Source organism: Streptomyces sp. A1277, from assembly GCF_004795015.1.
In the GTDB taxonomy this organism is placed as follows: domain Bacteria; phylum Actinomycetota; class Actinomycetes; order Streptomycetales; family Streptomycetaceae; genus Streptomyces.
Window position 1 is genome coordinate 193,953 of sequence record NZ_SSBI01000002.1, and the last position, 24,464, is coordinate 218,416.

Annotated in this window: 21 protein-coding genes; 6 read left to right on the forward strand and 15 right to left on the reverse strand. The window is 72.0% G+C overall.

Annotated features, from left to right (window positions below; all coding sequences use genetic code 11):
- Positions 1-136 precede the first annotated feature (136 nt).
- A complete protein-coding gene (locus tag E6R18_RS02300; protein ID WP_136315110.1) occupies positions 137-1,570 on the forward strand; it encodes a SpoIIE family protein phosphatase in 1,434 nt (477 codons plus the stop codon).
- 99 nt (positions 1,571-1,669) lie between these two features.
- Here the strand turns inward: E6R18_RS02300 and E6R18_RS02305 are convergent, their stop codons facing one another.
- Complete coding sequence (locus E6R18_RS02305) at positions 1,670-3,166, reverse strand: hypothetical protein (RefSeq protein ID WP_136315111.1); 1,497 nt, start codon at positions 3,164-3,166, stop codon at positions 1,670-1,672.
- A gap of 231 nt (positions 3,167-3,397) precedes the next feature.
- Here E6R18_RS02305 and E6R18_RS02310 point away from each other — a divergent pair, with 231 nt between their 5' ends.
- Complete coding sequence (locus tag E6R18_RS02310; RefSeq protein ID WP_136315112.1) at positions 3,398-4,534, forward strand: aminoglycoside phosphotransferase family protein; 1,137 nt, start codon at positions 3,398-3,400, stop codon at positions 4,532-4,534.
- 94 nt (positions 4,535-4,628) lie between these two features.
- Here E6R18_RS02310 and E6R18_RS02315 read toward each other — a convergent pair whose 3' ends face one another.
- Positions 4,629-5,960, reverse strand: a complete 1,332-nt coding sequence (locus E6R18_RS02315; protein WP_136315113.1) for a peptidoglycan recognition family protein — start codon at positions 5,958-5,960, stop codon at positions 4,629-4,631.
- Between the two features lie 388 nt (positions 5,961-6,348).
- On the opposite strand from E6R18_RS02315, the gene E6R18_RS02320 reads away from it, so the two are divergent.
- Positions 6,349-8,562 (forward strand): terpene synthase family protein, encoded by a 2,214-nt coding sequence (locus tag E6R18_RS02320; RefSeq protein WP_136315114.1) that lies wholly within the window; start codon positions 6,349-6,351, stop codon positions 8,560-8,562.
- Here the strand turns inward: E6R18_RS02320 and E6R18_RS02325 are convergent.
- The 7 genes from E6R18_RS02325 to E6R18_RS02355 all read right to left on the reverse strand — a co-directional run bounded on the left by E6R18_RS02325 (position 8,538) and on the right by E6R18_RS02355 (position 16,128).
- Complete coding sequence (locus E6R18_RS02325) at positions 8,538-10,772, reverse strand: glycoside hydrolase family 95 protein (protein WP_136315206.1); 2,235 nt, start codon at positions 10,770-10,772, stop codon at positions 8,538-8,540. The genes E6R18_RS02320 and E6R18_RS02325 overlap by 25 nt on opposite strands.
- 291 nt (positions 10,773-11,063) lie before the next feature.
- Positions 11,064-11,564: a hypothetical protein gene (locus E6R18_RS02330; protein WP_018550733.1), complete on the reverse strand. Its 501-nt coding sequence runs from the start codon at positions 11,562-11,564 to the stop codon at positions 11,064-11,066.
- A gap of 126 nt (positions 11,565-11,690) precedes the next feature.
- Positions 11,691-12,098, reverse strand: a complete 408-nt coding sequence (locus E6R18_RS02335) for an ACT domain-containing protein (protein ID WP_136315115.1) — start codon at positions 12,096-12,098, stop codon at positions 11,691-11,693.
- A 58-nt stretch (positions 12,099-12,156) separates the two neighbouring features.
- A complete protein-coding gene (locus tag E6R18_RS02340; RefSeq protein WP_136315116.1) occupies positions 12,157-13,323 on the reverse strand; it encodes a thiolase domain-containing protein in 1,167 nt (388 codons plus the stop codon).
- Positions 13,316-14,368, reverse strand: coding sequence for a thiolase domain-containing protein (locus E6R18_RS02345; protein ID WP_136315117.1), 1,053 nt, complete (start codon positions 14,366-14,368; stop codon positions 13,316-13,318). The genes E6R18_RS02340 and E6R18_RS02345 overlap by 8 nt, the downstream gene beginning before the upstream one ends.
- Positions 14,369-15,310, reverse strand: a complete 942-nt coding sequence (locus E6R18_RS02350) for an OB-fold nucleic acid binding domain-containing protein (RefSeq protein ID WP_136315118.1) — start codon at positions 15,308-15,310, stop codon at positions 14,369-14,371.
- Positions 15,311-15,327: 17 nt separating this feature from the next.
- Entirely contained in the window at positions 15,328-16,128 is an 801-nt protein-coding gene (locus tag E6R18_RS02355; protein WP_136315119.1) for a crotonase/enoyl-CoA hydratase family protein, read from the reverse strand.
- 167 nt (positions 16,129-16,295) lie between these two features.
- On the opposite strand from E6R18_RS02355, the gene E6R18_RS02360 reads away from it, so the two are divergent.
- From E6R18_RS02360 to E6R18_RS02370, 3 genes are all read left to right on the forward strand, one after another.
- Positions 16,296-17,924: an acyl-CoA synthetase gene (locus tag E6R18_RS02360; RefSeq protein WP_136315120.1), complete on the forward strand. Its 1,629-nt coding sequence runs from the start codon at positions 16,296-16,298 to the stop codon at positions 17,922-17,924.
- A 159-nt stretch (positions 17,925-18,083) separates the two neighbouring features.
- Positions 18,084-19,157: a right-handed parallel beta-helix repeat-containing protein gene (locus tag E6R18_RS02365; protein ID WP_136315121.1), complete on the forward strand. Its 1,074-nt coding sequence runs from the start codon at positions 18,084-18,086 to the stop codon at positions 19,155-19,157.
- Positions 19,158-19,192: 35 nt separating this feature from the next.
- The gene (locus E6R18_RS02370) at positions 19,193-20,254 is read left to right on the forward strand and encodes a methyltransferase (protein ID WP_136315122.1); all 1,062 of its coding nucleotides are present in this window, start codon (positions 19,193-19,195) and stop codon (positions 20,252-20,254) included.
- Between the two features lie 61 nt (positions 20,255-20,315).
- Here the strand turns inward: E6R18_RS02370 and E6R18_RS02375 are convergent, their stop codons facing one another.
- From E6R18_RS02375 to E6R18_RS02400, 6 genes are all read right to left on the reverse strand, one after another.
- The gene (locus E6R18_RS02375; RefSeq protein ID WP_136315123.1) at positions 20,316-20,648 is read right to left on the reverse strand and encodes a TcmI family type II polyketide cyclase; all 333 of its coding nucleotides are present in this window, start codon (positions 20,646-20,648) and stop codon (positions 20,316-20,318) included.
- Positions 20,649-20,719: 71 nt separating this feature from the next.
- Positions 20,720-21,199: an SRPBCC family protein gene (locus E6R18_RS02380; RefSeq protein WP_136315124.1), complete on the reverse strand. Its 480-nt coding sequence runs from the start codon at positions 21,197-21,199 to the stop codon at positions 20,720-20,722.
- Position 21,200: 1 nt separating this feature from the next.
- Complete coding sequence (locus E6R18_RS02385; protein ID WP_136315125.1) at positions 21,201-21,458, reverse strand: acyl carrier protein; 258 nt, start codon at positions 21,456-21,458, stop codon at positions 21,201-21,203.
- Positions 21,459-21,493: 35 nt separating this feature from the next.
- On the reverse strand, positions 21,494-22,732 hold the full coding sequence (locus tag E6R18_RS02390) for a ketosynthase chain-length factor (RefSeq protein ID WP_136315126.1): 1,239 nt from the start codon (positions 22,730-22,732) through the stop codon (positions 21,494-21,496).
- Positions 22,729-23,997: a beta-ketoacyl-[acyl-carrier-protein] synthase family protein gene (locus tag E6R18_RS02395; protein WP_136315127.1), complete on the reverse strand. Its 1,269-nt coding sequence runs from the start codon at positions 23,995-23,997 to the stop codon at positions 22,729-22,731. Before E6R18_RS02395 ends, E6R18_RS02390 begins: the two co-directional genes overlap by 4 nt.
- On the reverse strand, positions 23,994-24,428 hold the full coding sequence (locus E6R18_RS02400; RefSeq protein WP_136315128.1) for a cupin domain-containing protein: 435 nt from the start codon (positions 24,426-24,428) through the stop codon (positions 23,994-23,996). The genes E6R18_RS02395 and E6R18_RS02400 overlap by 4 nt, the downstream gene beginning before the upstream one ends.
- Positions 24,429-24,464: the final 36 nt, after the last annotated feature.

Sequence of the window (24,464 nt, forward strand, 5' to 3'; positions counted from 1 at the left end):
TCAGCCGCTGGCATATGCCGGATGCAAGGACGCATCGAGTGTTGCCAATTCCCTTACGGGCCTCTTCCGGCTGTGCGAAAGTCGTAGGCGGTCCACCCTTCAGAACCGGTTGTGCCGCCCTGTATCGGAGTACGACATGCCGTCCCCCCTCTCCGCGGACCGCCCCGCCCCCCAGCCGCCCGAGCGCGATGCCGTCGACGCGTTGATCCACCGGACGCTTCGGCTGCGCGGCGATGTGGACGCGGTGCGGCGCGATGCCGTGCGCATCGACGAGGACGACCCGCAGATGCGCTGGCAGCGCGCGCTCTGCGACCTGGCGGTCCATCACCTCGACGACCTCGGCACGCACCTGGGACAGCTCAGGGAGGGCCTGCCCGCGGAATCCGCGCCTGCGAGCGAGGAGGACGCCGCCGATGAGCCCGCGGGCTCCCTCATCGGCCGGGTGGGCAGCGCCGAGTGGAATCTGCTGACCGACGAGGTCAGCTGGTCCGACGAGCTGTTCCGGATCTTCGGCCGCGCGCCGGAGGCGGGCGGGCTGTCGCTGGACGACCTGCCCTCGACGCTGCTCCCCGAGGACCAGCCCTTACTCACCGCGCTCGTGACGGACTGCCTGGTGGACGGCAAGCCGATAGACGGCGAGTTCCGCATCAGGCACACCGACGGGCGCATCCGGACCCTGCACATGACGGGCGAACCCGTCCTGGACACGGACGGCTGCACCGCCTCCATGTGGGCGGTCATGCGGGACGTCAGCGCGCTGCGGCGCAGCCAGCAAGTAGTGCGCCGCACCCACGACTCCCTGCGGCGCGACCAGCACATCGCCAGGGCCGAGCACCGGGTCGCGGTGGAGCTGAAGGAGGCCGTCCTGCCCCCGTGGCAGAGCTCCCTGCGGCTCCCGGACCACGGCCCCGGCACCCTGGACATCGCCGCCCACTACCTGCCATCGGAGACGAGCGCCCTGGTCGGCGGCGGCTGGTACGACGCGATGGAACTGCCGGACGGCAGGACCCTGCTCACGGTCGGTGATCTGACCGGTCACGGCATCCAGGCCACCTCCGCGATGGCGGTGGTCCTGGGTGCTCTGCGCGGCATGGCGGTGGCCGGCATCGAGCCCGGAGCGCTGATGGGCCACCTCAACCAGTTACTGGAAACCTCCGTTCAGCCCGCTCTGGGCAGTGCCGTGTGCTGCCGCTTCGACCCGCGGACGCGCACCCTGGACTGGGCCCAGGCCGGGCACCCCGCGCCGCTGCTCTTCCGCGGCGGGACCGGGCGCCCGCTCCCCCCGCCGGACGGGGTGCTGCTCGGAGCGGCCTCCGGGGCCGCCTACGAGCAGGACGAGGCGCGCCTGCTGCCCGGCGACGTGCTGGTGCTGCACACCGACGGGCTGGCCCGGGACCGGGCCGACGGGCGCGGCGGTGCGCACCCGGGCACGGAGACACTGCTCGACCTGGCGCCACGCTTCAGCGAAGCCCGTTCGGCACAGGAGTGCGTCAGGGCCGTCGCCGAGGAGTTCGGCGGGGCCGAGCGACTGGACGACGCGTGCGTGCTGATCGCCCGCATCGGGGCGTAGCGAACCACCGGCGGACCCCTACGGCACCGAGGCGTCGGCGGGCCGACTCACGTCGCTCATGGACCTGCGGGGCTCATCGCATTCGCACCCCGGAGCTCATCAGATCTCCGCGCTCCTCGGCTTCTTGGCGCGGTTCTTCTGGGGAAGCGCGAGCTCGATCTCCTGGCGCAGGTCCTCGATCTTGGCGTAGCCCGCGAACTGCCCGGTCAGCCGGTACATCTCGCGCAGCCGGTCCCAGGTCCGGTGGGAGGAGGTCTCCCCCATCGTGACCAGGGCGAGCCGGGCGTAGCGGTCGGCCTGTTCCGGGTCGTCGGCGATGAAGCAGGCCGAGGCGAGCGAGATGTAGTCGAAGATCTTGGACCGCTGGCGGCCGTTGACCCGCAGTTCGAGCGCCTGCTTCGCATGCCGCTGGGCGATGACCGCGGCCGAGGGGTCGTGCTCGGCGAGCGTGCGGAAGGCCAGGGCCTGCATGCCGTGCATGTCGGCCTCGTCGAACATCTGCATCCAGCTGGGCGGCGGTACGTCGCTCTTGTCCGAGACGAAGAGCTCCTCGGCCCGGCCGAGGGTGCGCCGCATGGCCTGGCCACGGCCCATGGACGCCTGGGCCCATGCCTCGATGGTGCACAGCATCGCCTGGGTGCGCGGCAGGACGTTGTCGCCCGAGCCGGACTTGGCGAGCTTCATCAGGTCCAGCGCGTCGTCGGGACGGCCCAGGTGGACCATCTGGCGGGCCGCGCGGGACAGGGCCTCGCCCGCGCGCGGGCGGTCGCCGCCCTCGCGCGCCGCGTGCGCGGCGATGACGAAGTACTTCTGGGCGGTGGGTTCGAGGCCGACGTCGTGGGACATCCATCCCGCGAGCACGGCGAGGTTGGCGGCGACGCCCCACAGGCGCCGCTGCAGATGGTCGGGGTGGCGGTAGGCGAGCATGCCGCCCACCTCGTTGAGCTGGCCCACCACGGCCTTGCGCTGGAGGCCGCCGCCCCGGGAGGCGTCCCAGGCGCGGAAGACCTCCACGGACCGCTCCAGCGCCTCGATCTCCTCCGAGCCGATGGGGGCGGCCTCGTACCGGTCGAAACCGGCGGGGTCCGCGTGGACGGGGTCGTCGACGCGCGGGGCGTCGGCCGCCAGTACGGGGTCGGTGTGCAGCCAGTCGTGCATGGGGCCTGCGATGGTGGAGCCGGCGGCGAGCGCGGCGCCCGCGCTCACCAAGCCGCGTCGGTTGAGCATGAGGTCCATTCCCGTGAATTCGGTGAGGACCGCTGCCGTCCGCTCGGGCGCCCACGGCAGTTGGTCGGGATCGTCCTGCGTCCCGGCCTCTCGCCGTTTCCCCACACGCCCGCGCCGGCCGAACCCGAGGTCCTCGATGGTCACGACACGGCCGAGCCGCTCGGTGAACAGAGCCGCCAGCACCTTGGGCACGGGATCGCGGGGGGACTCCCCCATGTCGATCCAGCGCCTCACGCGCGAGGTGTCGGTGGCCAGTTGGGGGTGGCCCATGGCCGCCGCCTTCCGGTTCACCATTCTCGCGAGTTCGCCCTTGGACCAGCCGGCCAGGCCGAACAGGTCCGACAGGCGGGTGTTGGGTTCTCCGGTCACGTCAAGCCCCCAGGTTCTCGGCTGTGTTGACAGTAACCCCGTGTCAGATGCCCTGCGACTATTCGCCAGGGTTCGCCAGGGTGCGCTATGTCGAGAGACACCCTCGCGCCGGTGTCAGGTAGGAAAGCGCCACCCCGCCCGGCAGCCCTAGGTACTCCCCAGGGTGCCGAACGGCCGCCGGCCGGGGCGGCGCACGCAACTTGTCGGCGCACGAAGGGATCTGTCTCGCCCATGTACACAGCATCGTCCTCCGTGTCCGCCCCGCCCCGGCCGCTGCGTCCCCTCGGAGCGGGCGGCGGACCGTACCTCGACCCCCGCGCCACCGTCCCGGCACCCGGCATCGGGCGGCCCCGGCGCGCGGCGGGACCGGGTGCCCCTTCGCTCAGCGGGCGGCTCGACCTGTCGGGCCCGCAGGGCGCCCAGCTGAGGATGGTGATCGCGTCCGTGCACCGGATCTGCCCGGAGTTCAACCCGGTGCAGGTGCTGCGGCGCAGCGGGCGTTCGGTGCTGCTCGTCGGCTCCACGGGGCGGGCGACGGCGGTCGCCAAGTGTTTACTGGACCACTCCCCCGCGTGGTCGGAGCGGTTCCGGCACGAAATAGCGGCATACCGGGCGTTCGTCCGGCACCGTCCGCCGGTCCGGGCTCCCCGGCTCATCGCCGCCGACCCCGAGAACTGCACCCTGGTCATCGAGCGGATGCCCGGCCGGGTGGCCGCGCTGACCAGGCACCCGTCCGAGGCGCCGCCCCGGGCGGATCTGCGGGCGGTGCTCGGGGCGATCACCCGGGTCAACGCCTGGCGTCCGCCGACGGGTCTGTTCGACAAGCCGCTGGACTACGCGGCGCGGATCACCCGCTTCCACGAACTGGGGCTCTTCACCGACCGGGACCTGGGTGATCTGCAGAAGCTGCTGCACGGTCTGGCGCACGCCGGGGGCCGGCACAGCATGAAGCAGTTCTGCCACGGGGACGCGCTGCTCTCCAACATCCTCCTGTCGCCCACCGGACCGGTGCTGGTGGACTGGGAGCACGCGGGCTGGTATCTGCCGGGCTACGACCTGGCGACGCTGTGGACCGTCCTGGGTGACGCGCCGGTGGCCCGGCGCGAGATCAGCAAGCTGGCGCAGATGGCGGGCCCGGCGGCGCGGGACGCGTTCCTGGTGAATCTGATGCTCGTGCTCACCCGGGAGATCCGTACGTACGAGACGGCCGTGCAGCGGGCCATGCGGGACCCCGGTCCCGCCCGAGCGGGGCAGGACCGGCCGGGCGCGCTGTCGCCCGGCGAGGAACAGCGGCTGCTGCTGCGCCGCCTGCACGACGACTGTGCGATGGCCCGGAGCGCCGTGCGGGCAGCGGTCGGCACGCGCTGACCGGCCCCACGGGGCGCGCCGCGGGTCCGGTGCCGACACACCGGGCCCGCGGCGCGCTGTTGCGTGTTCCCGTTCCCTGCCCCCGTGGCGCGCTTCAGCGTGCGCGCACGATGTCCACGTCGGATGCCTTCACGAAGGCCACGCGGTGGCCGATCTGGACGGTCACGTACTTCTGCTTGCCCTTGAAGTAGGCGTGGTCCAGGGGGTAGGAGGCGTCGATCGTGGGCGCGTAGAAGAAGCCGGTGGGGGCCTGTCCGCCGCCGGGGTAGGACTGGCCGGCCTTGATCGTGTACTGGAGCGGTGTGCCCACCCGCTGGTCCGCGAAGCCGGCCGGGTACTCGGACTTCTCCGGGTAGGCCACCCCGTACACCGGCACCTCGGCCCTGCCCGTCTTCGGACGGACGACGTAGCCGGAGGTGGGGGTGGTGGTGCGGGTGTGGGCGGGTGTGCGGAACCATGCCTTCTCGCCGTACCACCAGATCGCCGTATAGCCGGGTGCGTGGCCGGCGACGACGGCCTGCTGGGTGGCGCTGATCTTGCTGCCCCAGTCGGCGGCGCAGTTGGTCCCGGGCGAGCCGTCCGGGTGGACTCCCGGGTCGGAGAAGAGGGGCGCGTCGTCAAAGGGCGCTGTGTGCAGCGGGACGGCGCTGGAGCCCTGGACCGGGAGGTCGACGCCCTTCTCGCAGTCGCGGAATGCCTGTTTGTTGTCCTTGAACGTGGGGCTGAGGGTGACCAGTCGGCTGTCCTTGCGGGCGGTGGGCACGGTGGGCTTCCCGAGGAGCGCCATGAAGCGGTTCCAGTCCCAGTAGGTGCCCGGGTCCCAGTGCATGTTCTGGGTGCCGGCGGCGCTGGTGGGCGGGACGCCGTCGTGGCCGATGATGTGCTGGCGGTCGAGCGGGATGTCGTACTTGGCGGCGAGGTAGCGCACCAGGGCGGCGGTCGAGCGGTACATCTCGGGGGTGTACCACCTGGCCCCCTCGACGGCGACGCCTTCCTGCTCGATGCCGATGGAGTGGCTGTTGACGTACCAGTTCCCCGCCTGCCAGGCGACGTCCTTGTTCTTCACCATCTGGGTGACGTGACCGTCTGCGGACCGCACGACGTAGTGGGCGGAGGTCTGCTTCAGCGGGTTCTGGAAGATCTTCAGCGTGGTGTCGAAGTCCTCCTCGGTGTCGTGCAGCACGATGAATTCGATCTTGTTGCTGTGCGGCCGGTCCGCGGTGTCGTAGTTGCCGTACGTCTCCTTGTCGGCCGGGTCGCCGGTCTGCTGGTAGGCCGCCGGGACCCAGTCGCAGGCGAGGCCGCGCGGGCACTCGGGCCGTGTCCCGTCGGCGCCGGCCCGGGCGGCGGGGCCGAGCAGCGCGAGGCTCAGCGCTCCGGCGGTGGTGAAGGCGAGTGCGAGCCTGGTCCTCTGCTTGGACGTCATGACAACCCTTCGTCGAGCCTGGTGCTCCGGAGCCGTTCGTTCAGCGATGTGTCCGTGTTCCGATCCCGCTGCTGGTCGTGCGCGCACACTCTGTGACCTGAGGTGAAGGGGCGTCAAGAGCGCGGTGGGGGCCGCCTGGTGAGCCACTGGACCAGACCACTGACAGGGCCCGTGACCTGCGAAGGGCGGGGAGCCGCGGGCGTCTGGCGGTGGCGCGTTACCGGGGTTCTACGTGGTCGGACTCGTGCCCGTGTCCCTCGAACGGACGCTCCTGCGGTGTGACTAATTGCGGGTGTGCGTGCCCCGAACGGCCGAAGGGTAGTGCTGGCGCCGACAGGACCGATGCGCGTGACGTTCACGCGGTGGCTTTCGGAAAGGCCGGACGCACATGGCTCAGCCGTTCACCCTGCCGGACTTCTATGTTCCGTATCCGGCGCGTCTCAACCCCCACGTGGAGGAGGCCCGACAGCACACGAAGACGTGGGCGCGGGCCATAGGGATGCTGGAGGGGTCCGGTATCTGGGAGGAGAAGGACCTCGACGCCCACGACTACGCGCTGTTGTGCGCGTACACCCATCCCGACTGCTCGGCCGAGGCGCTGTCGCTCGTCACCGACTGGTACGTGTGGGTCTTCTTCTTCGACGACCACTTCCTGGAACTGTTCAAGCGCACCCCGGACCGGGAGGGCGGCAAGCGCTACCTGGACCGGCTGCCGGCGTTCATGCCGATGGAGCGCGGTGCGCCGACGCCCGAGCCGGAGAATCCGGTCGAGGCGGGGCTGGCGGATCTGTGGGCGCGGACGGTGCCCGCGATGTCGGACGCGTGGCGGGCGCGGTTCGCGGAGTCGACGAGGAACCTCCTCAACGAGTCGCTGTGGGAGCTCGCCAACATCAACGAGGGCCGTATCGCGAACCCGGTCGAGTACATCGAGATGCGCCGCAAGGTGGGCGGGGCCCCCTGGTCGGCGGGGCTCGTGGAGTACGCGGTGGGGGCCGAGGTGCCGGAGGCGGTGGCCGGTGAGCGGGCGCTGCGTGTGCTGCGCGACGCGTTCTCGGACGGTGTCCATCTGCGCAACGACCTCTTCTCGTACCAGCGAGAGGTGGAGGACGAGGGCGAGAACAGCAACGGCGTGCTGGTCCTGGAGCGCTTCCTCGACTGTTCGACGCAGGAGGCGGCCGAGGCGGTGAACGACCTGCTGACGTCTCGGCTCCAGCAGTTCGAGAACACGGCGCTGACCGAGCTGGGCCCGCTCTGCGCGGCGAAGGGCCTGGACGCGGCGCAGACGGCGGCGGTGCTGGCGTACGTCAAGGGGCTGCAGGACTGGCAGTCGGGCGGCCACGAGTGGCACATGCGCTCCAGCCGGTACATGAACGACGGCGGGGCCGCCGGGGCCGAGCCGGGCTTCGGGATGGCCGCCGCGTCGATCCGGTTCACCAGGCGCTCGGAGTCGGCCAGGCTGCGCAGCCACAGCCATGTGCTCTTCCAGCATGTGGGCCCGTCCCTGCTGCCCGACTTCGACCTGCCGTTCGGCACGACGCTCAGCCCGCATCTGGAGGGTGCCCGGGAGCGGTTGGTGGTCTGGGCCGGCCGGATGGGCATCCTGGGGCCGCAGCCGGGGGTGCCGGGTTCGCACATCTGGGACGAGGAGCGGCTGCGGGCGATCGACCTGCCACTGTGCGCGGCCGGTATCCATCCGGACGCGACTCCCGAAGGGCTCGATCTGTCCTCGGGGTGGCTGGCCTGGGGGACGTACGGCGACGACTGGTTCCCCGTGGTGCACGGGCGCAGCCGTGATCTGGCGGGGGCCCGGCTGGCCAATGAGCGCCTGTCGCTGTTCATGCCGCTGGACGGGGGCGCGACACCGGAGCCCGTCAACGCGCTGGAGCGCGGTTTGGGCGACCTGTGGAAACGCACCGCCGGGCCGATGGACGACGCCGGCAGGCGGGCGTTCCGCAAGTCGGTGGAGGACATGACGGCGAGCTGGCTGTGGGAGCTGGCGAACCAGGCGCAGAACCGGATTCCCGACCCGGTGGACTACGTCGAGATGCGGCGTATGACGTTCGGCTCGGACCTGACGATGAGTCTGTGCCGGGTCGGACACGGCAGGAAGGTGCCGCCGGAGATCTACGAGAGCGGCCCGCTGCGCTCCCTGGAGAACGCGGCCGCCGACTACGCGGCCCTGCTGAACGACCTGTTCTCGTACCAGAAGGAGATCGAGTACGAGGGTGAGGTGCACAACGGGGTCCTGGTGGTGCAGAACTTCTTCGGGGTGGACTACCCGACGGGGATGGCGATCCTGTACGACCTGATGAAGTCGCGGCTGCGGCAGTTCCTCCATGTCGCCGAGAACGAACTGCCCGTTCTCTATGACGACTTCGGGCTCGATGCGGAGGCGCGGGAGACGCTTGCGGGCTACGTGCAGGAGCTGAAGCACTGGCTCGCGGGCATCCTGATCTGGCACCGGGGCTGCCGGCGCTACCGCGAGGAGGATCTGCGGCGGGGCACCGGCGCCCCGTGGCACCTGAACGGTCCCACGGGGCTCGGCACGTCGGCGGCGCAGGTGGCGGCGCTGTTCGGTCAGCTGTCGGGGGTCAGTGTGTAGCGCCGGCCGGCACGGGCCCGGACGACCTTCCGGCCGCTCGCGAACAGCGTGGAGCGGACGGTCGCCGTGCGGGTGCGGCTCGCCGTGATCACCACACGGCGGGCCGTGCCCCGGGCCCATTCGATGTCGACGGTGAATCCTCCCCGGGCGCGCAGTCCGCGCACCGATCCCTCGGGCCAGTTCGCCGGGAGGGCGGGAAGGACGTCGATGGTGTCGTGCTGGCTCTGGAGCAGCATCTCGGCCATGCCCGAGGTGGCGCCGAAGTTGCCGTCGATCTGGAACGGGGGGTGGGTGTCCCAGAGGTTGGGCAGGGTGGAGTTCTTCAGCTGTTCCGAGAGCATCTTGTGGGCGTGGTCGCCGTCGTGCAGCCGGGCCCAGAAGTTGATCTTCCATGCCTTGGACCAGCCGGTGCCGCCGTCGCCCCGGGCGGTGAGCGAGACCTTGGCGGCTTCGGCCCAGGCGGTGCCGGCCTCGATCTGACGGCCGGGGTGGAGGGCGAAGAGGTGCGAGACGTGGCGGTGGGTGTCGGCCGGGTCGTCCCGGTCGGTCTTCCACTCCTGGAGCTGCCCCCAGGACCCGGTGTGCAGGCCGGGGTCGAGGCGGTCCAGGGCCTTTTCGAGCCGGCTGCGGAAGGCGGGGGCGTCGCCGAGGGTGCGGGCGGCCTCCAGGGTGCTGGTGAGCAGGTCGTGGACGATCTGCTGGGACATCGCGGCCCCGGCGGTGAAGTCCCCGTGCTCGGGCGAGTAGCTGGGGGTGACGACGAGGAGCCCGTCGCGCGGGTCGGTGCGCAGGTTGGCCAGCCAGAATTCGGCGGCCTCCTTCATCGCCGGGTAGGCGGTGGAGCGCAGGTAGTCGGTGGAGCCGCCGAAGCGGTAGTGCTCGTACATCTGCTGGGTGAGCCAGGCGGCGGCCTCGGGGAACCAGAAGGCGGTGGACCAGTCGTGGACGCCGGTGAAGCCGAACGGGTTGGTCTCGTTGTGGACGACCCAGCCGGCGGTGCCGAACATCTCCTTCGCCGTTCGCCGGCCGGGTTCGCGCATGGCCTGGACATAGCGGTCGTAGGGGGCGGTGGTCTCGGCGAGGTTGGTGACCTCGGCGGGCCAGTAGTTCATCTGGAGGTTGATGTTGCTGTGGTAGTCGGCGGACCACGGCGGGGTGGTGGAGTCGTTCCAGACGCCCTGGAGGTTGGCGGGCAGTGACCCGGCCCGCGAGGAGGCGATCAGCAGGTAGCGGCCGTACTGGAAGAAGAGTGCTTCCAGGGCCCGGTCGGCGGCGCCGGAGCCGCCCGTGTACGTGCTCAGGAGCTGGTCGGTGGGCAGGTCGGGGAGCTGCTGGCCGATGTCGAGTGCGACCCGGTCGAACAGGGTGCGGTGGTCGCCGGTGTGGGCGGCGCGGACCTTCTCGTACGAGGCCGCCGCGGCCGAGTCGACGGCGGCCGTGACCTTGCGTTGGGGGTCCTCGCCCCGGTAGGCGGGGTAGGTGTCCGCGTAGTCGGTGCCTGCGGCGAGGAAGAACCAGGCGCGGTCGGCGCCGGTGACGGTGAGGCTGCCGTCGGCGTTGGCGGTGACCGTGCCCGAGCTGGTGCGGACGCGGATCTGGGCCTCGAAGCGCAGGCCGTTTTCCTTCAGCGCGCCGCGTACGGTGAGCCGGTCGCCGGTCGCGGTGGCCGTGAAGTCGTCGCGCGGCGAGGTGTAGCGCAGGGTGAAGGTGACCTTTCCGGGCCCGTCCGCGGTGAGCCGCCCGCCGATGACGGCGCCGGGGTGGGAGGCGAAGTACTCCCGGGTGTGGACGGTGCCCTCGTGGGTGTAGGTGACGGTGGCGAGCGCGGTGCGCAGGTCCAGCGCGCGCCGGTAGGAGGCGTCGGGGGCGGCCGGTGCGCCGGGCACGTCGAGCCGCAGCTCCCCGAAGACCTGGTAGGCGCCGTAACCCTTGCGGGCCTGGCCGAGTTCGGCGGCCACGGCGTCGGGGGCGAGGGAGCCCTCGGCGTCGAGACGTGCGCGCACCGCGTCCAGGGCGCCGGGTCTGGGGGCGGTCCAGTTGCCGAAGTCGTATCCCTCGGCAGAGCCGGGGCCGCCGGTCCACAGCGTCTTCTCGTTGAAGGTGATGCGTTCGGAGGCGAGCGTGCCCCAGATGTTCGCGCCGAGGGCCCCGCCGCCGATGGGCAGGGACTCGCGCTCCCAGTCGGCGGCGGGGGCACGGTAGTGGAGCACCGGGTCCGGCAGCTCCCCTACCTGCTCGCGGTGCACTGATTCATCGGAGGTACCGGCAGCGGCTGCGGTGCCGGAGAGGGCGGGAACTCCCAGTGCCAGCGCACTGGTTGCCCCTATCACTGTCTTCACTGTGGTACGTCGCGTCATCCCGGATGTCATGCCGGAAGACGCTAGAGGTCCGATGACTGGCCGGGCAAGGCGCATGACGAAGCGGCCTCTTGGACAGAGGCCGCGCGCAGTTGGACAGAAGTGGGATCACCGGGCCGCACGGCCCGGTGACGGCAACCGGGGTCAGCCCTGCTGGAAGAGCTCGGCGGGCAGCGGCTTCAGGAGGGTGTACAGGTCGTCGGTGATGGGCCGGTCCCAGCTGGCGATGGTGACGAGCACACCGTCGCTGCGGTCGAACTGGACGCAGGAGATCCGGCTCTCGGAGAGCTTCACACGGCGCACGATCAGCAGGTTGTCGCCCTGCATCACGGGCATGTCCTCGGTGCCGGTGACCTCGACCGGCTCGTCGTTCTCCAGGGCGAGCAGCAGCTGCGCCACCTCGAAGGGGACCTGGCCCTCCTCGGTCTCGCGCGCGGGCGAGCCCTCGGGCAGGTTGCCGATGATCATCGCGGGGCCGCGGCCGCCGAACAGGTCGTACCGCAGGAACACACCCTGACAGCTGCCGTCGGGGGCGGGCAGCAGGCCGGCGCCGAGGTTTCCGGGCCAGTCACCGGGGTCCATGGCCAGGACGTCGAAGTCGGGGCCCGCGGGTGTGGCGGCGCTACGGCGGCGGAGGAAGGACATGCACACATGTTACGTGTCCTGGCTCACCTCGCCGAGCCGGGCCCGGGCGGGGGCGGGGCCGGGGCGCACCACAGGCGCGGGTGGTGTGCCGTGCGGGGTGACACCGTCATCCGGTGTGCGACACCGTCATCCGGTGTGCGACTCCGCGGCCAGCCGTTCCAGTACGGCGACGGCCTCGGCGGCCCGTTCGTACGGCACGAAGAGGTGGTCGTGGTGGAACCCGGCCACCACGTTGCAGCTGATCCCGGCGTCGGTGAGGGCCAGTGAGACGGCGGCGGTCAGCCCCACGGCCTCCAGTGCCGAGTGCACCCGCAGGGTGATCCAGCCCGCCACGTAGGTGTGGAGCAGCCCGGCCGCCGCGGCCTGTGCCTCGGGGAGCACCAGGGTGAGTCCCTCGGTCTCGCGCACGGTGACGATCGGTGCGACGGCGTCCGGCAGGGCGCCGTCGGTCGCCGTCGCGTAGACGTAGCGGCCCGGGTGCAGCTCGGGGCGCAGGTTGCTCAGCAGGACTCGAAGACCGCTCTCGGCTGTCACACCCCCACGCTACCCACGGGGTGCGGCCCGGGCGCGGCCGCCCGGCCCCGCCCCGCGGTCAGCCGGGCGGCGGTTCGGTGCCCACGAGCCACATGGAGAAGAACTGCGCTCCGCCTCCGTAGGCGTGGCCGAGCGCCCGCCGGACGCCGTCCACCTGGTGCTCGCCCGCCTGCCCGCGCACCTGGAGCGCCGCCTCGGCGAACCGGATCATGCCGGAGGCGCCGATGGGGTTGGTGGACAGGACACCGCCCGAGGGGTTCACCGGGAGGTCGCCGTCGAGTTCGGTGACTCCGGCCTCGGTGAGCTTCCAGCCCTCGCCCTCGGCGGCGAAGCCGAGGTTCTCCAGCCACATCGGCTCGTACCAGGAGAACGGCACGTACATCTCGACGGCGTCGATCTCCCGGCGCGGGTCGCTGATGCCGGCCTGCCGGTACACATCGGCGGCGCAGTCCCGGCCGGCCCGGGGCGAGACGAAGTCCTTGCCGGCGAAGAGGGTGGGTTCGCTGCGCATCGCGCCCCCGTGCACCCAGGCCGGCGGGTGCGGTGCCCGGGCCGCGCCCGCGCGGTCGGTGAGGATCATCGCGCAGGCGCCGTCGGAGGACGGGCAGGTCTCGGAGTAGCGGACGGGGTCCCAGAGCATCGGCGCCGCCTGGACCTTCTCCAGGGTGATGTCGTGATCGTGGAGGTGTGCGTAGGGGTTCTTCAGGGCGTTGCGCCGGTCCTTGTACGCGACGAGCGAGCCGACCGTGTCCGGTGCGCCGGTCCGGCGCATGTAGGCGCGTACGTGCGGGGCGAAGAAGCCGCCCGCGCCGGCGAGCAGCGGCTGCTGGAACGGGATGGGCAGCGAGAGCCCCCACATCGCGTTGGACTCCGACTGCTTCTCGAAGGCCAGGGTGAGGACGGTGCGGTGGACCCGGGCCGCGACGAGGTTGGCGGCGACGAGTGCGGTGGAGCCGCCGACCGATCCGGCGGTGTGCACCCGGAGCATGGGTTTGCCGACCGCGCCGAGGGCGTCGGCGAGGTAGAGCTCCGGCATCATGACGCCCTCGAAGAAGTCGGGTGCCTTGCCGATGACGACGGCGTCGATGTCCGCCCAGGTCAGGGCCGCGTCCTGGAGGGCGCGCAGGGCGGCTTCGCGGACGAGTCCGGCGAGGGAGACGTCGCGGCGGGCGGCGACGTGCTTGGTCTGGCCGATGCCGACGACGGCCACGGGCTCCTTAGGCATGTGCGCTCTCCCCTTCGAGGACGGCGACCAGGTTCTGCTGGAGGCAGGGTCCGGACGTGGCATGGGCGAGGGCCCGGTCGGACTCGCCGCGGTGGATGCGGGCGGCGGCCTCGCCGAGGCGGATCAGCCCGGCCGCCATCAGCGGGTTGGCGGCGAGTGCGCCGCCCGACGGGTTGACCCGGACGTCGTCGCCGAGCCCGAGCGCCTTGCGCAGCACCACCTCCTGGGAGGTGAAGGGGGCGTGCAGTTCGGCGGTGTCGACGGGCCGGTCGAAGGCCCCGGCGCGTTCGGCGGCGAGGCGGGTGGAGGGTGACGCGGTGAGTTCGCGGACGCCGAGGCTGTGGGCCTCGATGCGGTGGTCGATACCGCGTATCCAGGCGGGCCGCTCGCACAGGGCGCGGGCGGTGTCCCCGGCGGCGAGGATGACGGCGGCGGCCCCGTCGCCGATGGGCGGGCAGTCGCCGGTGCGCAGCGGCCGTACGAGGTAGTCGCCGGCCGGGACGGGGCCGCTGAGCTGGGCGTGCGGGTTGGCCGAGGCGTCCTGCCGGCTGCGGGCGGCGATGGCGGCGAGTGCGTCCTCGTCGGTGTCGCCGGCGTCGATCAGGGCCTGCGCCTGGAGGGCGGCGAGGGCGACGGAGTCGGGCCAGAGCGGGGCGGCGTAGTACGGGTCGAGCTGCCGGGTGAGGACGTCGCGGACCTGGCCGGGCGAGGACTTCCCGTACGCGTAGACGAGCGCGGTGTCCGCCTCACCGGTCTGGATCTTCACCCATGCCTCGTACAGGGCCCAGGCGCCGTCCATCTCCACGTGGGACTCGGAGATCGGCGGGTGCGCGCCCACTCCGTCCAGGGCCATGGTGAAGGAGAAGGCGCGGCCGGCGAGGTAGTCGCTGGAGCCCGAGCAGGTGAAGCCGATGTCGCTGGTCCTGAGGCCGGTCGTGTCGAGGACCCGGTGCAGGACGGGCATCAGCATCTCGACCTCGGAGAGTTCGTCGGTGCGCCGCAGATGGTCGCTCTGCGCGAACGCGACGATCGCCACCTCTCGCATCTAGACCAGCTCCTTGTACGTGTCGTAGTCGGCGTCCGGTTCGCCGGTCGGCCGGTAGTGGTCCGGGTGGCGGCCGCCGTCGGCCCACACCGGCTCGACGCGCAGGCCCATGCGCACCTGGTCGTACGGGATGCCGCCGATGCGGGCGTGCAGGGCGAGGTCGGCGCCGTCCAGGGCGATGTGCGCGTAGACGTAGGGGACCTCGATGTCGAGGTTCTTGGCCTTGATGTTGACGACGCAGAAGGTGGTGACCGTGCCGCGCGGCCCGACTGCGACGCGTTCGGCGGTGGCGACCCCGCAGGTGGGGCAGGCGCCGCGCGGCGGGACGTACACCTTGCGGCAGGAGGGGCAGCGCTCCCCGACGACGCGCCGTCCTTCGAGCGCTTCGAGGTAGGCGCTCTGGGCGCGGCCCGGCGAGTAGGTGTAGTCGAGGCGGGCGGGTGTGACGATGCCTGTGACGGGGTCGGCGAAGGTGCCGTCGTGCGGGGCGGACGTGCCCGCTTCGCCGTCGTACGGTTCGAAGCAGGCGATGTCCGTGATGGCGCCGGTGCGGTCCTTCGCCCAGCGGACGCGCACCCGCATCCCGGTGTGCACGGCGTCGGGGCCGGGTGCGTCCAGGACGTGCAGGAGCGCGGTGTCGGCGCCGTCGAGCCGTACGAGGACCCAGGCGAAGGGGGTGTCCAGGGGCTGGTCGCGGCGGGGCCCGGGGTTCCAGGCCCAGGTGGTGACCGTGCCGGTGGGGGCGACCTCGACCAGGTCGCGGATCTCCTCGGCGGTGACGGGGTCGTACTCGACGGGCGGGACGAGGACCCTGCCGTCGGCGGTGCGGACGCCGAGCAGGGTGCGCTGGCGCAGCCCGGTGAGGAAGGCGCTCTGGACGGGGCCGAGGGAACGGGTGAAGGGGAATTCGACCACCAGAGGTGCGCTGAGGACGTCGGACACGGTGCCTCCTTCTCGGTTCAGGCCCGCCGGTAGACGGGCGGGCGCTTTTCGGCGAAGGCGCGGGCGCCCTCCTTGGCGTCGGCGGTGGCGAAGACGGGCCAGCCGCGTTTCAGCTCGGCGGCCAGGCCCTCGGTCTCGGTCATCTCGGCGGTCTCGTACACCGATGCCTTGACCTCCTCGACGGCGAGCGGGCCGCAGGCGTTGATCTGTTCGGCGACGGCGAGGGCGGCGCCGAGGGCGGTGCCGTCGGGGACGACGCGGCCGATCAGCCCGATCGCGGCCGCTTCGGCGGCGCTGTAGGGGCGGCCGGTGAGCAGCATTTCGAGGGCGTGGGTGCGGGCGATCTGGCGGGGCAGCCGGACGGTCGAGCCGCCGATGGGGAAGAGGCCGCGGCGGACCTCGAAGAGGCCGAAGACGGCGCTCTCGCCGGCGATGCGGATGTCGGTGCCCTGGAGGATCTCGGTGCCGCCGGCGACGCAGTGGCCCTCGACGGCGGCGATGACCGGTTTGCGCGGGCGGTGGTGGCGCAGCATGGCCTTCCAGTGCAGATCGGGGTCGGCCGCCATCCGGTCCCGGTACCGCTCGCCCGCCATGCCGTCGCCCGCGAGGGCCTTGAGGTCCATGCCGGCGCAGAAGCAGCCGCCGGCGCCGGTGAGGACGACGGAGCGGATCTCCTCGTCCTCGTCCGCCGCGAGCCAGCCGTCGTAGAGGCCGACGAGCATCGGTAACGAGAGCGCGTTCTTGCTCTCGGGCCTGTTCAAGGTGAGCACCAGTGTGGCGCCTTCGCGCCGCACGGCGAGGTGTTCCGTACCGGCCATGGATTCGTCTCCCGTCTCAAGGCTAGAACAGGTTGCAGGAGACGGGTGGGCAGTTCAATAGTTTTCTGACAGTCAGTCAGTTTTGTTGCCCGGACCCCCTTCCCACTTGTGCCGGTCGGCGCTCTAATGACCGCCGGGTCACTCAGCAGCCGGGGTCAGGAGGAACGGTGGAGTACAACCTTGCCGACCTGTTCGAGTCGGTGGTCGACGCCGTCCCGGACCGCGAGGCGCTCGTCCATGTCGACCACCCCGGTACGGGCGCCGAACGCAGGCTCACCTACGCGCGGCTCGACGCCGCCGCGAACCGGCTCGCCCACCACCTGATCGCCGCCGGGATCGGCCCGGGCGAGCATCTGGGGCTGCACCTGTACAACGGCGTCGAGTACCTCCAGACGGTGCTGGCCTGCCTGAAGGCGCGCATCGTCCCGGTCAACGTCAACTACCGCTACGTGGAGGAGGAGCTGGTCTACCTCTACCGTGACGCGGACCTGGCCGCGCTGGTCTACGACGGCGAGTTCGAGGGGCGCGTCGCGGCCGCCGCTCCGCAGGCACCGACCCTGCGCCACCTGGTACGGGTGGGCGAACCGGCGAGGGGCGGGGGCGCGGCGGACGCCGTCGCGTTCGCCGCGGCGGAGGCGTCCGGCGACCCCGGCCGCGGCTTCGGGCCCCGGTCGGCGGACGACCGGTTCATCATCTACACCGGGGGCACCACGGGTATGCCCAAGGGGGTGATGTGGCGCCAGGAGGACCTGTTCTTCTCCGGCCTCGGCGGCGGCGCGCCCACCGGGGAGCCGGTGAAACGGCCCGAGGAACTGGCCGAGCGGGTGGCGGCCGGCGGGGAGGGCATCACCTTCTTCCCCACTCCCCCGCTGATGCACGGCACCTCGACGCTCACCGCGTTCATCGCCTTCGACTTCGGGCAGCGGGTCGTGCTGCACCGCAAGTTCGTGCCGCACGAGGTGCTCCGTACGATCGAGAAGGAGAAGGTGACCAGCGTGTCGCTGGTCGGCGACGCGATGCTGCGGCCGCTGATCGACGCGCTGAAGGGCCCGCTGAAGGGTACCGACTGCTCGGCGCTGTTCTCGGTCTCCAGCTCGGGCGCGATCATGTCGGACTCGGTGCGGGCGGAGTTCCAGGCGCTGGTGCCCCATGTGATGCTGCTGAACAACTTCGGCTCCTCGGAGTCCGGCTTCAACGGCACCGCGACCGACGACTCCGGCCCGGAGAAGGGCTTCCGGCTGCGGGTCAACTCCCGTACGGCGGTGGTCGACCCGGCGACGTACGAGCCGGTGGCCCCCGGTGAACCGGGGCGGATCGCGCAGCGCGGCCACGTACCGCTGGGCTACTACAACGACCCGGACAAGACGGCGCAGACGTTCTTCCGCAGGGGCGAGGAGCGGTGGGTGCTGCTCGGGGACATGGCTACGGTCGACGCCGAGGGGATCGTCACCGTGCTGGGCCGGGGCTCGCAGTGCATCAACACCGGGGGCGAGAAGGTGTATCCGGAGGAGGTCGAGCAGGCGCTCAAGTCCCACCCGGACGTGTACGACGCGCTGGTCGCCGGCGCCCCCGACGCCCGCTGGGGCAACCGGGTCGCGGCGGTGGTCCAGGTGCGGGAAGGGGCCGACGCGCCCTCGCTCGGCGACGTACAGGCGCACTGCCGCGCCAGGCTGGCCGGGTACAAGATCCCCCGGCACCTGGTGATCGCCCCGCGGATCCAGCGCTCCCCCAGCGGCAAGGCGGACTATCGGTGGGCCCGCTCGGTCCTCACCGCCGCCCGTTCGGCCGAGGACTGAGGCGGGCGCGGGCGGCCCGGCCCGCGTCACCCGAGTGGACGGTCGCGGGCCCGTGGCGCAGGCGGGGCGGCGGGGCGGGCGTGAGCCATTCGGGCACGTCCCGTGTCCAACCGCTTACCGTACGTGGCACGGGAGGGGGATCGCCCATAGCTTCGGCTCATGAGGAAACGACACAGCACACGCCTCGTGAGCATCGCAGCCGCAGCGGCCGCCGGACTGGGCACGGCGGCGCCGGCCGTCCCGGCCGCCGCCGCGGTCGGTCATGTGGTGGCGCCGGGACAGTCCATCCAGGCGGCGGTGGACGCCGCGCGACCCGGGGACACCATCGTCGTCCGGCCCGGCACCTACCGCGAGAGCGTACTGATCACGAAGCCCGGCCTGACCCTGCGCGGCTACGGGGACCGTACGGTCATCATGCCCGCCGCCGGCCGGGCGAAGCCGGACAACGCCTGTGCGCGGGCCGGGAACGGGATCTGCGTCCAGGGCAGGGCGGACGCCACCGCGGACGGCGTGTCCGTGCGGTCCCTGCGGGTCACCGGGTTCGCCCGCAGCGGCGTCTGGGCGTCCTGGACGGACCGGCTGGACGTCCGGGCGGTGACCGCCGACGCCAACGGCGTCTGGGGCATCGCCGAGCAGCGCTCCACCCGCTCCGACATCCGGGACAGCGTCGCCCGCTCCAACGGTGACGCGGGCATCTTCGTCGCCAACAGCGTCGACGAGGAGGGCGGGGCCACCGACACCGGCGGCACCCTGATCCGGGGCAACACCCTGACCGACAACCGGATCGGATTCACCGCCCGCCGGGTGCGCAACCTGTCGGTGCGCGACAACACCTTCACCGCCAACTGCAGCGGGGTGTTCGTCGTGGGCGACGAGGGAACGCCACAGGCCGGCGCCATGACCCTGCGCTCCAACCGGATCACCGGCAACAACAAGTTCTGCGCCGCCACGGACCGGCTGCCCGCGATCCAGGGCTCCGGGATCGTCCTGACCGGCGCCGAGTCCACCGAGGTGCGGTCCAACGAGATCCGCGACAACGTGGGCGACACCCCGCTGTCCGGCGGCGTGGTGCTCTTCAAGAGCTTCGTGGGCGCGAAGAACACCGACAACACCGTCAGCGGCAACGTGGTCCTCGGCAACGAGCCCGCGGACCTGGCCGACCGGGACACCGGGGCGGGCAACCGGTTCGCCGGCAATGTCTGCACGACCTCCGCACCGGCCGGAATGTGCTGACCGGTGACCCCCCGTACGAGGAGAAGCGAGACGGCATGACCACCGTGAGCACCACCCCCGGCACCACTCCCGTCCAGCCCCTTCCCACCCCGCAGCCCGCCATGCGGCTGCGCGAGCTCGTGTTCGGCGCGGCCCGCTCCGCGGCCGTGCGCGCCGCCGCCCGGCTGGGTGTCGCCGACGCGCTGGGCGAGACGCCCGAGACCGCGGAGCGGCTGGCGGCGGCGGTGAAGACCGAAGCCGGGCCGCTGCGGCGGCTGCTGCGGGCGCTGGCCTGCTACGGCGTCTTCACGGAGAACGCCGACGGCACCTTCGCGCACACCGACATGTCCCGGCTGCTGCGGGAGGACGACCCGGACAGCCTGCGGGCCATCTCGCTGTGGTGCACGGAGCCCTGGACGTGGGAGGTCTGGCCCCGGCTGGAGGACGCGGTGCGCTCCGGCGGCAACGTCTTCGAGGAGGTGTTCGGCAAGGAGTTCTTCGACTACCTCCACCAGGACGCCCACGAGTCGGCCCAGGTGTTCAACGCGGCCATGACCACCTCCAGCGTGCAGTCGGCGCTGGACGTCGCCGCCCTGCTCGATCTCACCGGCGTCTCGGTGGTCGCCGACATCGGCGGCGGCCAGGGGCACGTGCTGGCGAGCCTGCTGGAGAAGCACCCGTCGGTCAGCGGCACCCTGATGGACCTGCCGGGGGTGATCGCCCGGGCCGACGAGCGGCTGCGGGACGGCGGGGCGCTGGCCGGGCGGGCGAGCATCGTGGCCGGGGACTGCCGCGAGGGCATTCCGGTGGCCGCCGACCTCTACATCATCAAGAACATCCTGGAGTGGGACGACGACAGCACCCGCCGGGCGCTGCGCTCCGTCGTCGCTGCGGCCCGTCCGGGCGCCCGGGTCGTCGTCATCGAGAACCTCGTCGACGACACCCCGTCGATGCGGTTCACCACCGCCATGGACCTGCTGCTGCTCCTGAACGTGGGCGGGGCCAAGCACACCCGGCAGAGCCTGGTGGGCCGGCTGTCCGAGGCGGGGCTGCGGATCGCCGGGATCCGGCCGGTCAACCCGTACCTGCACGCGTTCGAGTGCGTCGTGCCGGGCTGAGACCGTACGCGAACCGCCCCGGTTCCGGCTGCGTGGCCGGAACCGGGGCGGTCGTCGTTGTTCAGGCGGTGGTGTCGCGCTCCCAGCGGTAGAACTCCTGGGCCATCGCGTCCTTCGGCCCCCGCCAGGTCTGCGGGTCGTAGGGGCTGACGAAGGCGGTGAGCCGTTCGCTGATGCCCCTGAACTCCGGGTGCTCGGTGACCTTGGCGATCTCCGGGCCCGGCGGGCGCTCGGACTCGATCATGTGCAGGTAGACGTCACCGAACTGGAACAGCTTGCGCCGGGTGACGCCGACCAGGTGCGGCAGTTCGCTGCTGTCGGAGGCGGCGAACAGCTCCGCGATGTCCGGGGCCGATCCCGGCGCCATCCGGGCGACGATCAGAGCGTGGTGCATCGGTGGTGCCTTTCTGCTACCCCGGACCGGGTCCCGGCCGGGAGGCCGGGTGGCCGGCCTGCGACGGCGGGTCAGTTGGCCGGGACGGCGGCGGAGCGGCGCTCGCGGTCACGCTGCTCGATCTTGTCCCGGATCAGCTCCATCTGGACCTTGGAGTTCCGGTTGATGTTGTCGGTCATCCAGGCGTCGTCCACCGGGGCGTCGGGGCGCATCGCGAAGTCCTGCGTCCAGTGCATGCGGGTGCCGCCGGGCACCTCGGAGTACTCCCACCGGATGTCCATGTGCTGGAACGGTCCGGGCTCGACGCGGCGGGCCCGCACGGTGCGCCCGGGGCGGTCGGTGGTGCGCTCGGAGACCCAGCTCCACACCTTGCCGTTCTCGTCCGGCTTCATCGTCAGACGGAAGGTGGTGCGCTCGCCGTCCCGTTCGATGACGTCGACGGCGGCGTACTCGCTGAACAGGCGGGGCCAGTTCTCCAGGTCGTTCGTCATGTCCCAGACGAGGTCCAGGGGGGCGGCGATGACGATCTCGTTCTCGGTGTGTCCGGACACGTCAGGCTCCTGTCATGAGGCTGTTGTTGACGAGGTCGAGGAACTCGCGGGGCGTCTTGCACCGGTCCGCGTCGGCCGGCAGCGGCTGGCCGTGCCGGTTCTCCAGTACGCCGACGATGCCGAGGAGGCCGAGGGAGTCCAGGCCGAACTCGTCGAAGGGGGTGTCGGAGCGGTTCTCCATCTCCCGGGGGTCGACGGAGAGTCCGGCGCCCTTCTTCATCAGGGCGGCGAGTTCTTCATACGTCAGTCGTTCGGTCATGGGGGACTTCTCCTTCTCACGAGGGTGGGTGGGGCTCACGCGGGGCGCCGCAGCACCATCGCCGCGTTCGATCCCATGAGGCCGCGGCTGAGCACGAGCGCCGTGCGCAGTTCGGCGGGGCGGGCCCGCCCGGTGACGACGTCGAGGTCGTGGCAGACCTCGAAGACGTTGGGGGTGGGCGGGACGAGGCCGTTCTCCATGGACAGGACGGCGGCCGCCGCGTCCAGGACGGGGGCCCCGCAATAGGCGCGGCCGGTGCCGGTCTTGGGCGCGGTCACCGGGACGCGCCTGCTGTGCGGGCCGAGCGCGTCGGCCAGGGCCAGCGCCTCGGCCCGGTCGGCGGCCGGTGAGCCGAGCGCGTCCGCGAAGACCACGTCGACCTCCTCGGGGGCGCAGCCGGCTTCCCGCAGCGCGCCCTCGATGGCGTGGGCGAGGCCCTCACGGGACTGCTCCCAGTGCGCGGCGGTGGTGAAGGTGGCGGCGTGGCCCGCGATCTCGGCCCTGATCCGGGCGCCGCGCTCGCGGGCCGACTCCTCCTCCTCGACCACGAACATCGCGCCGCCCTCGGCGGGCACGAATCCGCAGGCGTCCGAGGTGAACGGGCGGTAGGCGCGCGTCGGGTCCTCGCAGGCGCTCAGGTCGCGGTAGCCGAGCTGGCAGACCACGGAGTAGGGCGCGAGCGGGGCCTCCGCCGCGCCCACCACCACGGCGTCGGTGCCGCGCCGCACGGACCGGTCGGCGTGTGCCAGCGCGTCGAGGCCGCCGGCCTCGTCGCTGGCCACCACCGCGCACGGCCCCTTGAAGCCGCCGCGGATGGAGATCTGCCCGGTGCTCGCCGCGTAGAACCAGGCGATCGACTGGTACGGGCCGACGTAGGTGGAGCCCTGGCCCCACAGCCGTTGCAGTTCTCGCTGGCCGAACTCCCCGCCGCCGGAGCCGGCCGCGGTGACCACGCCCACGTTGAACGGCTGGTCCTCGTAGTCGGCGCGGCCGAGCCGGGCGTCGTCCAGGGCCATGTCGGCGGCGGCCATCGCGAAGTGCGTGAACCGGTCGGTCTGGACGAGGTAGCGCTCCTCGATGAGCGCGACCGGGTCGAAGCCGCGGACCTCGCCCGCGATGTGCAGCGGCAGGTCCTCGCACCCTTGGCGGGTGACCCGGTCCAGGACGCTCATGCCCTCCTGCGTCCGCTTCCAGAAGGCTTCGGTGCTCGTGCCGTTGGGGGCGACGACGCCGATGCCGGTGACGACGGTGCGCCTGGCCTTTCGGGTGCTCATGGTGTCCTCCCACCGGTTCGGGTCAGGGCCACCGCGGACTGGAAGCCGCCGAATCCGCTGCCGACCGACAGGACGCTGCGCAGCTTCAGGGGGCGGGCGGTGCGCGGGACGTAGTCGAGGTCGCACTCGGGGTCCGGCGACTCGTAGTTCGCCGTCGGCGGCACCGTCTGGTTGACCAGGGCCAGGACGCAGGCGGCGATCTCTATCGCCCCGATCGCGCCGAGGGAGTGGCCCACCATCGACTTGATGGAGCTCATCGGCACCTTCTGGGCGTGCGCGCCGAGCGCCCGCTTCACCGCGGCGGTCTCGTGCCGGTCGTTCTGCTTGGTGCCCGAGCCGTGCGCGTTGACGTAGTCGATGTCCTGCGGGGCGATCCGGGCGTGGCCGAGCGCGCGGTTGATGGCCTCGGCCATCTCCAGGCCCTCGGGGGTCAGCCCGGTCATGTGGTACGCGTTGCCGAAGGTCGCGTAGCCCGCGATCTCGCAGTAGACCGTCGCCCCGCGGGCCCGGGCGTGCTCCAGCTCCTCCAGGACGAGGACGGCCCCGCCCTCGCCCATCACGAAGCCGTCGCGGCGCGCGTCGAAGGGCCGGGAGGCGTGCTCCGGGTCCTCGTTGTTGGGGGAGGTCGCCTTGATCGCGTCGAAGCAGGCCACGGTGATCGGGGTGATCGGCGAGTCGGACGCGCCCGCGACGCAGACGTCGACCCGCCCCTCCTCGATGGAGTGGAAGGCGTAGCCGATGGCGTCGAGACCGGAGGTGCAGCCGGTCGAGACGGTCTGCACGGGGCCGTGCGCGCCGACCTGCTCGGCCACGGCCGAGGCCAGTGAGCTGGGCGAGAAGGCGCGTTCCAGGTGGTGGCCGGCCCTGCGGTGGTCGACGTCCCAGCGCGCCCCGCTCTCGCTGACGGCGACGTAGTCGTGCTCCAGCCGGGTGGTCCCGCCGACCGCCGTACCCAGGGATACGCCCATCCGCCAGGGGTCGGTCCGCTCGGTGTCGAGACCGGCGTCGGCCAGCGCCTCGCGGGCGGCGACCATCGCGAACTGGACGTACCGGTCCGCGCGGGCGGTGTCCTCGTCGTCCAGTCCGTGGGCGGCCGGGTCGAAGTCGCACTCGGCGGCGATCCGGGAGCGGAAGCCCGCCGGGTCGAAGAGGGTGATGCCCCGGGTCGCGGTGCGGCCGTTGGAGAGGAGGTCCCAGAAGGCCGGGGCACCGATGCCGCCCGGGGCGACGACGCCGACTCCGGTGACCGCCACGCGCCGGGTCATGAGGCGGCCTCGGTTCGTTCTGGCGGCGCGCCGCGCTCGGCGGTCTCGGTCACCTCGGTGTCGACGTGGCCGAGTTCCGGGCGGGGGGCGAGCGGGCCGAGGTGGAAGACCATGCGCGCCTCGGTGCCGCCCACGTTGCGGAAGCGGTGGCGCACGTGCGGCGGGATCAGCAGCCCCTGGTCGGGGCGCATCGCGTGCGTCTCCCCGTCCAGGTCGACCTCCAGGAGCCCCTGCACGACGTAGACGAACTCCTCCGAGTACGGGTGGTAGTGCTCGCCGATGCGGTCGCCGGGCTCGACGATGGCCAGCCCCATGAAGCCGCTGGTGGCGCCCACCGCGGTCGGGGTGAGCAGTGCGCGCAGGTCGCCTCCGCGCCTGCGGTTGGGCTGGGTCTCACTGAGGTCCACGATGCGTGGCCGGTGCGTGGTCATGACTGCTTTCCTCCTGGGCGCAGGGCGCGTTGTGGT

Bases quoted from the DNA above. Each gene is read 5' to 3' on its own strand.
- E6R18_RS02310 (WP_136315112.1), top strand. From the start codon at position 3,398: ATGTACACAGCATCGTCCTCCGTGTCCGCCCCGCCCCGGCCGCTGCGT.
- E6R18_RS02330 (WP_018550733.1), bottom strand. From the start codon at position 11,564: ATGTCCTTCCTCCGCCGCCGTAGCGCCGCCACACCCGCGGGCCCCGAC.
- E6R18_RS02375 (WP_136315123.1), bottom strand. From the start codon at position 20,648: ATGCACCACGCTCTGATCGTCGCCCGGATGGCGCCGGGATCGGCCCCG.
- E6R18_RS02300 (WP_136315110.1), top strand. From the start codon at position 137: ATGCCGTCCCCCCTCTCCGCGGACCGCCCCGCCCCCCAGCCGCCCGAG.
- E6R18_RS02365 (WP_136315121.1), top strand. From the start codon at position 18,084: ATGAGGAAACGACACAGCACACGCCTCGTGAGCATCGCAGCCGCAGCG.
- E6R18_RS02315 (WP_136315113.1), bottom strand. From the start codon at position 5,960: ATGACGTCCAAGCAGAGGACCAGGCTCGCACTCGCCTTCACCACCGCC.
- E6R18_RS02390 (WP_136315126.1), bottom strand. From the start codon at position 22,732: ATGAGCACCCGAAAGGCCAGGCGCACCGTCGTCACCGGCATCGGCGTC.
- E6R18_RS02355 (WP_136315119.1), bottom strand. From the start codon at position 16,128: ATGGCCGGTACGGAACACCTCGCCGTGCGGCGCGAAGGCGCCACACTG.
- E6R18_RS02340 (WP_136315116.1), bottom strand. From the start codon at position 13,323: ATGCCTAAGGAGCCCGTGGCCGTCGTCGGCATCGGCCAGACCAAGCAC.
- E6R18_RS02370 (WP_136315122.1), top strand. From the start codon at position 19,193: ATGACCACCGTGAGCACCACCCCCGGCACCACTCCCGTCCAGCCCCTT.
- E6R18_RS02400 (WP_136315128.1), bottom strand. From the start codon at position 24,428: ATGACCACGCACCGGCCACGCATCGTGGACCTCAGTGAGACCCAGCCC.
- E6R18_RS02385 (WP_136315125.1), bottom strand. From the start codon at position 21,458: ATGACCGAACGACTGACGTATGAAGAACTCGCCGCCCTGATGAAGAAG.
- E6R18_RS02345 (WP_136315117.1), bottom strand. From the start codon at position 14,368: ATGCGAGAGGTGGCGATCGTCGCGTTCGCGCAGAGCGACCATCTGCGG.
- E6R18_RS02320 (WP_136315114.1), top strand. From the start codon at position 6,349: ATGGCTCAGCCGTTCACCCTGCCGGACTTCTATGTTCCGTATCCGGCG.
- E6R18_RS02395 (WP_136315127.1), bottom strand. From the start codon at position 23,997: ATGACCCGGCGCGTGGCGGTCACCGGAGTCGGCGTCGTCGCCCCGGGC.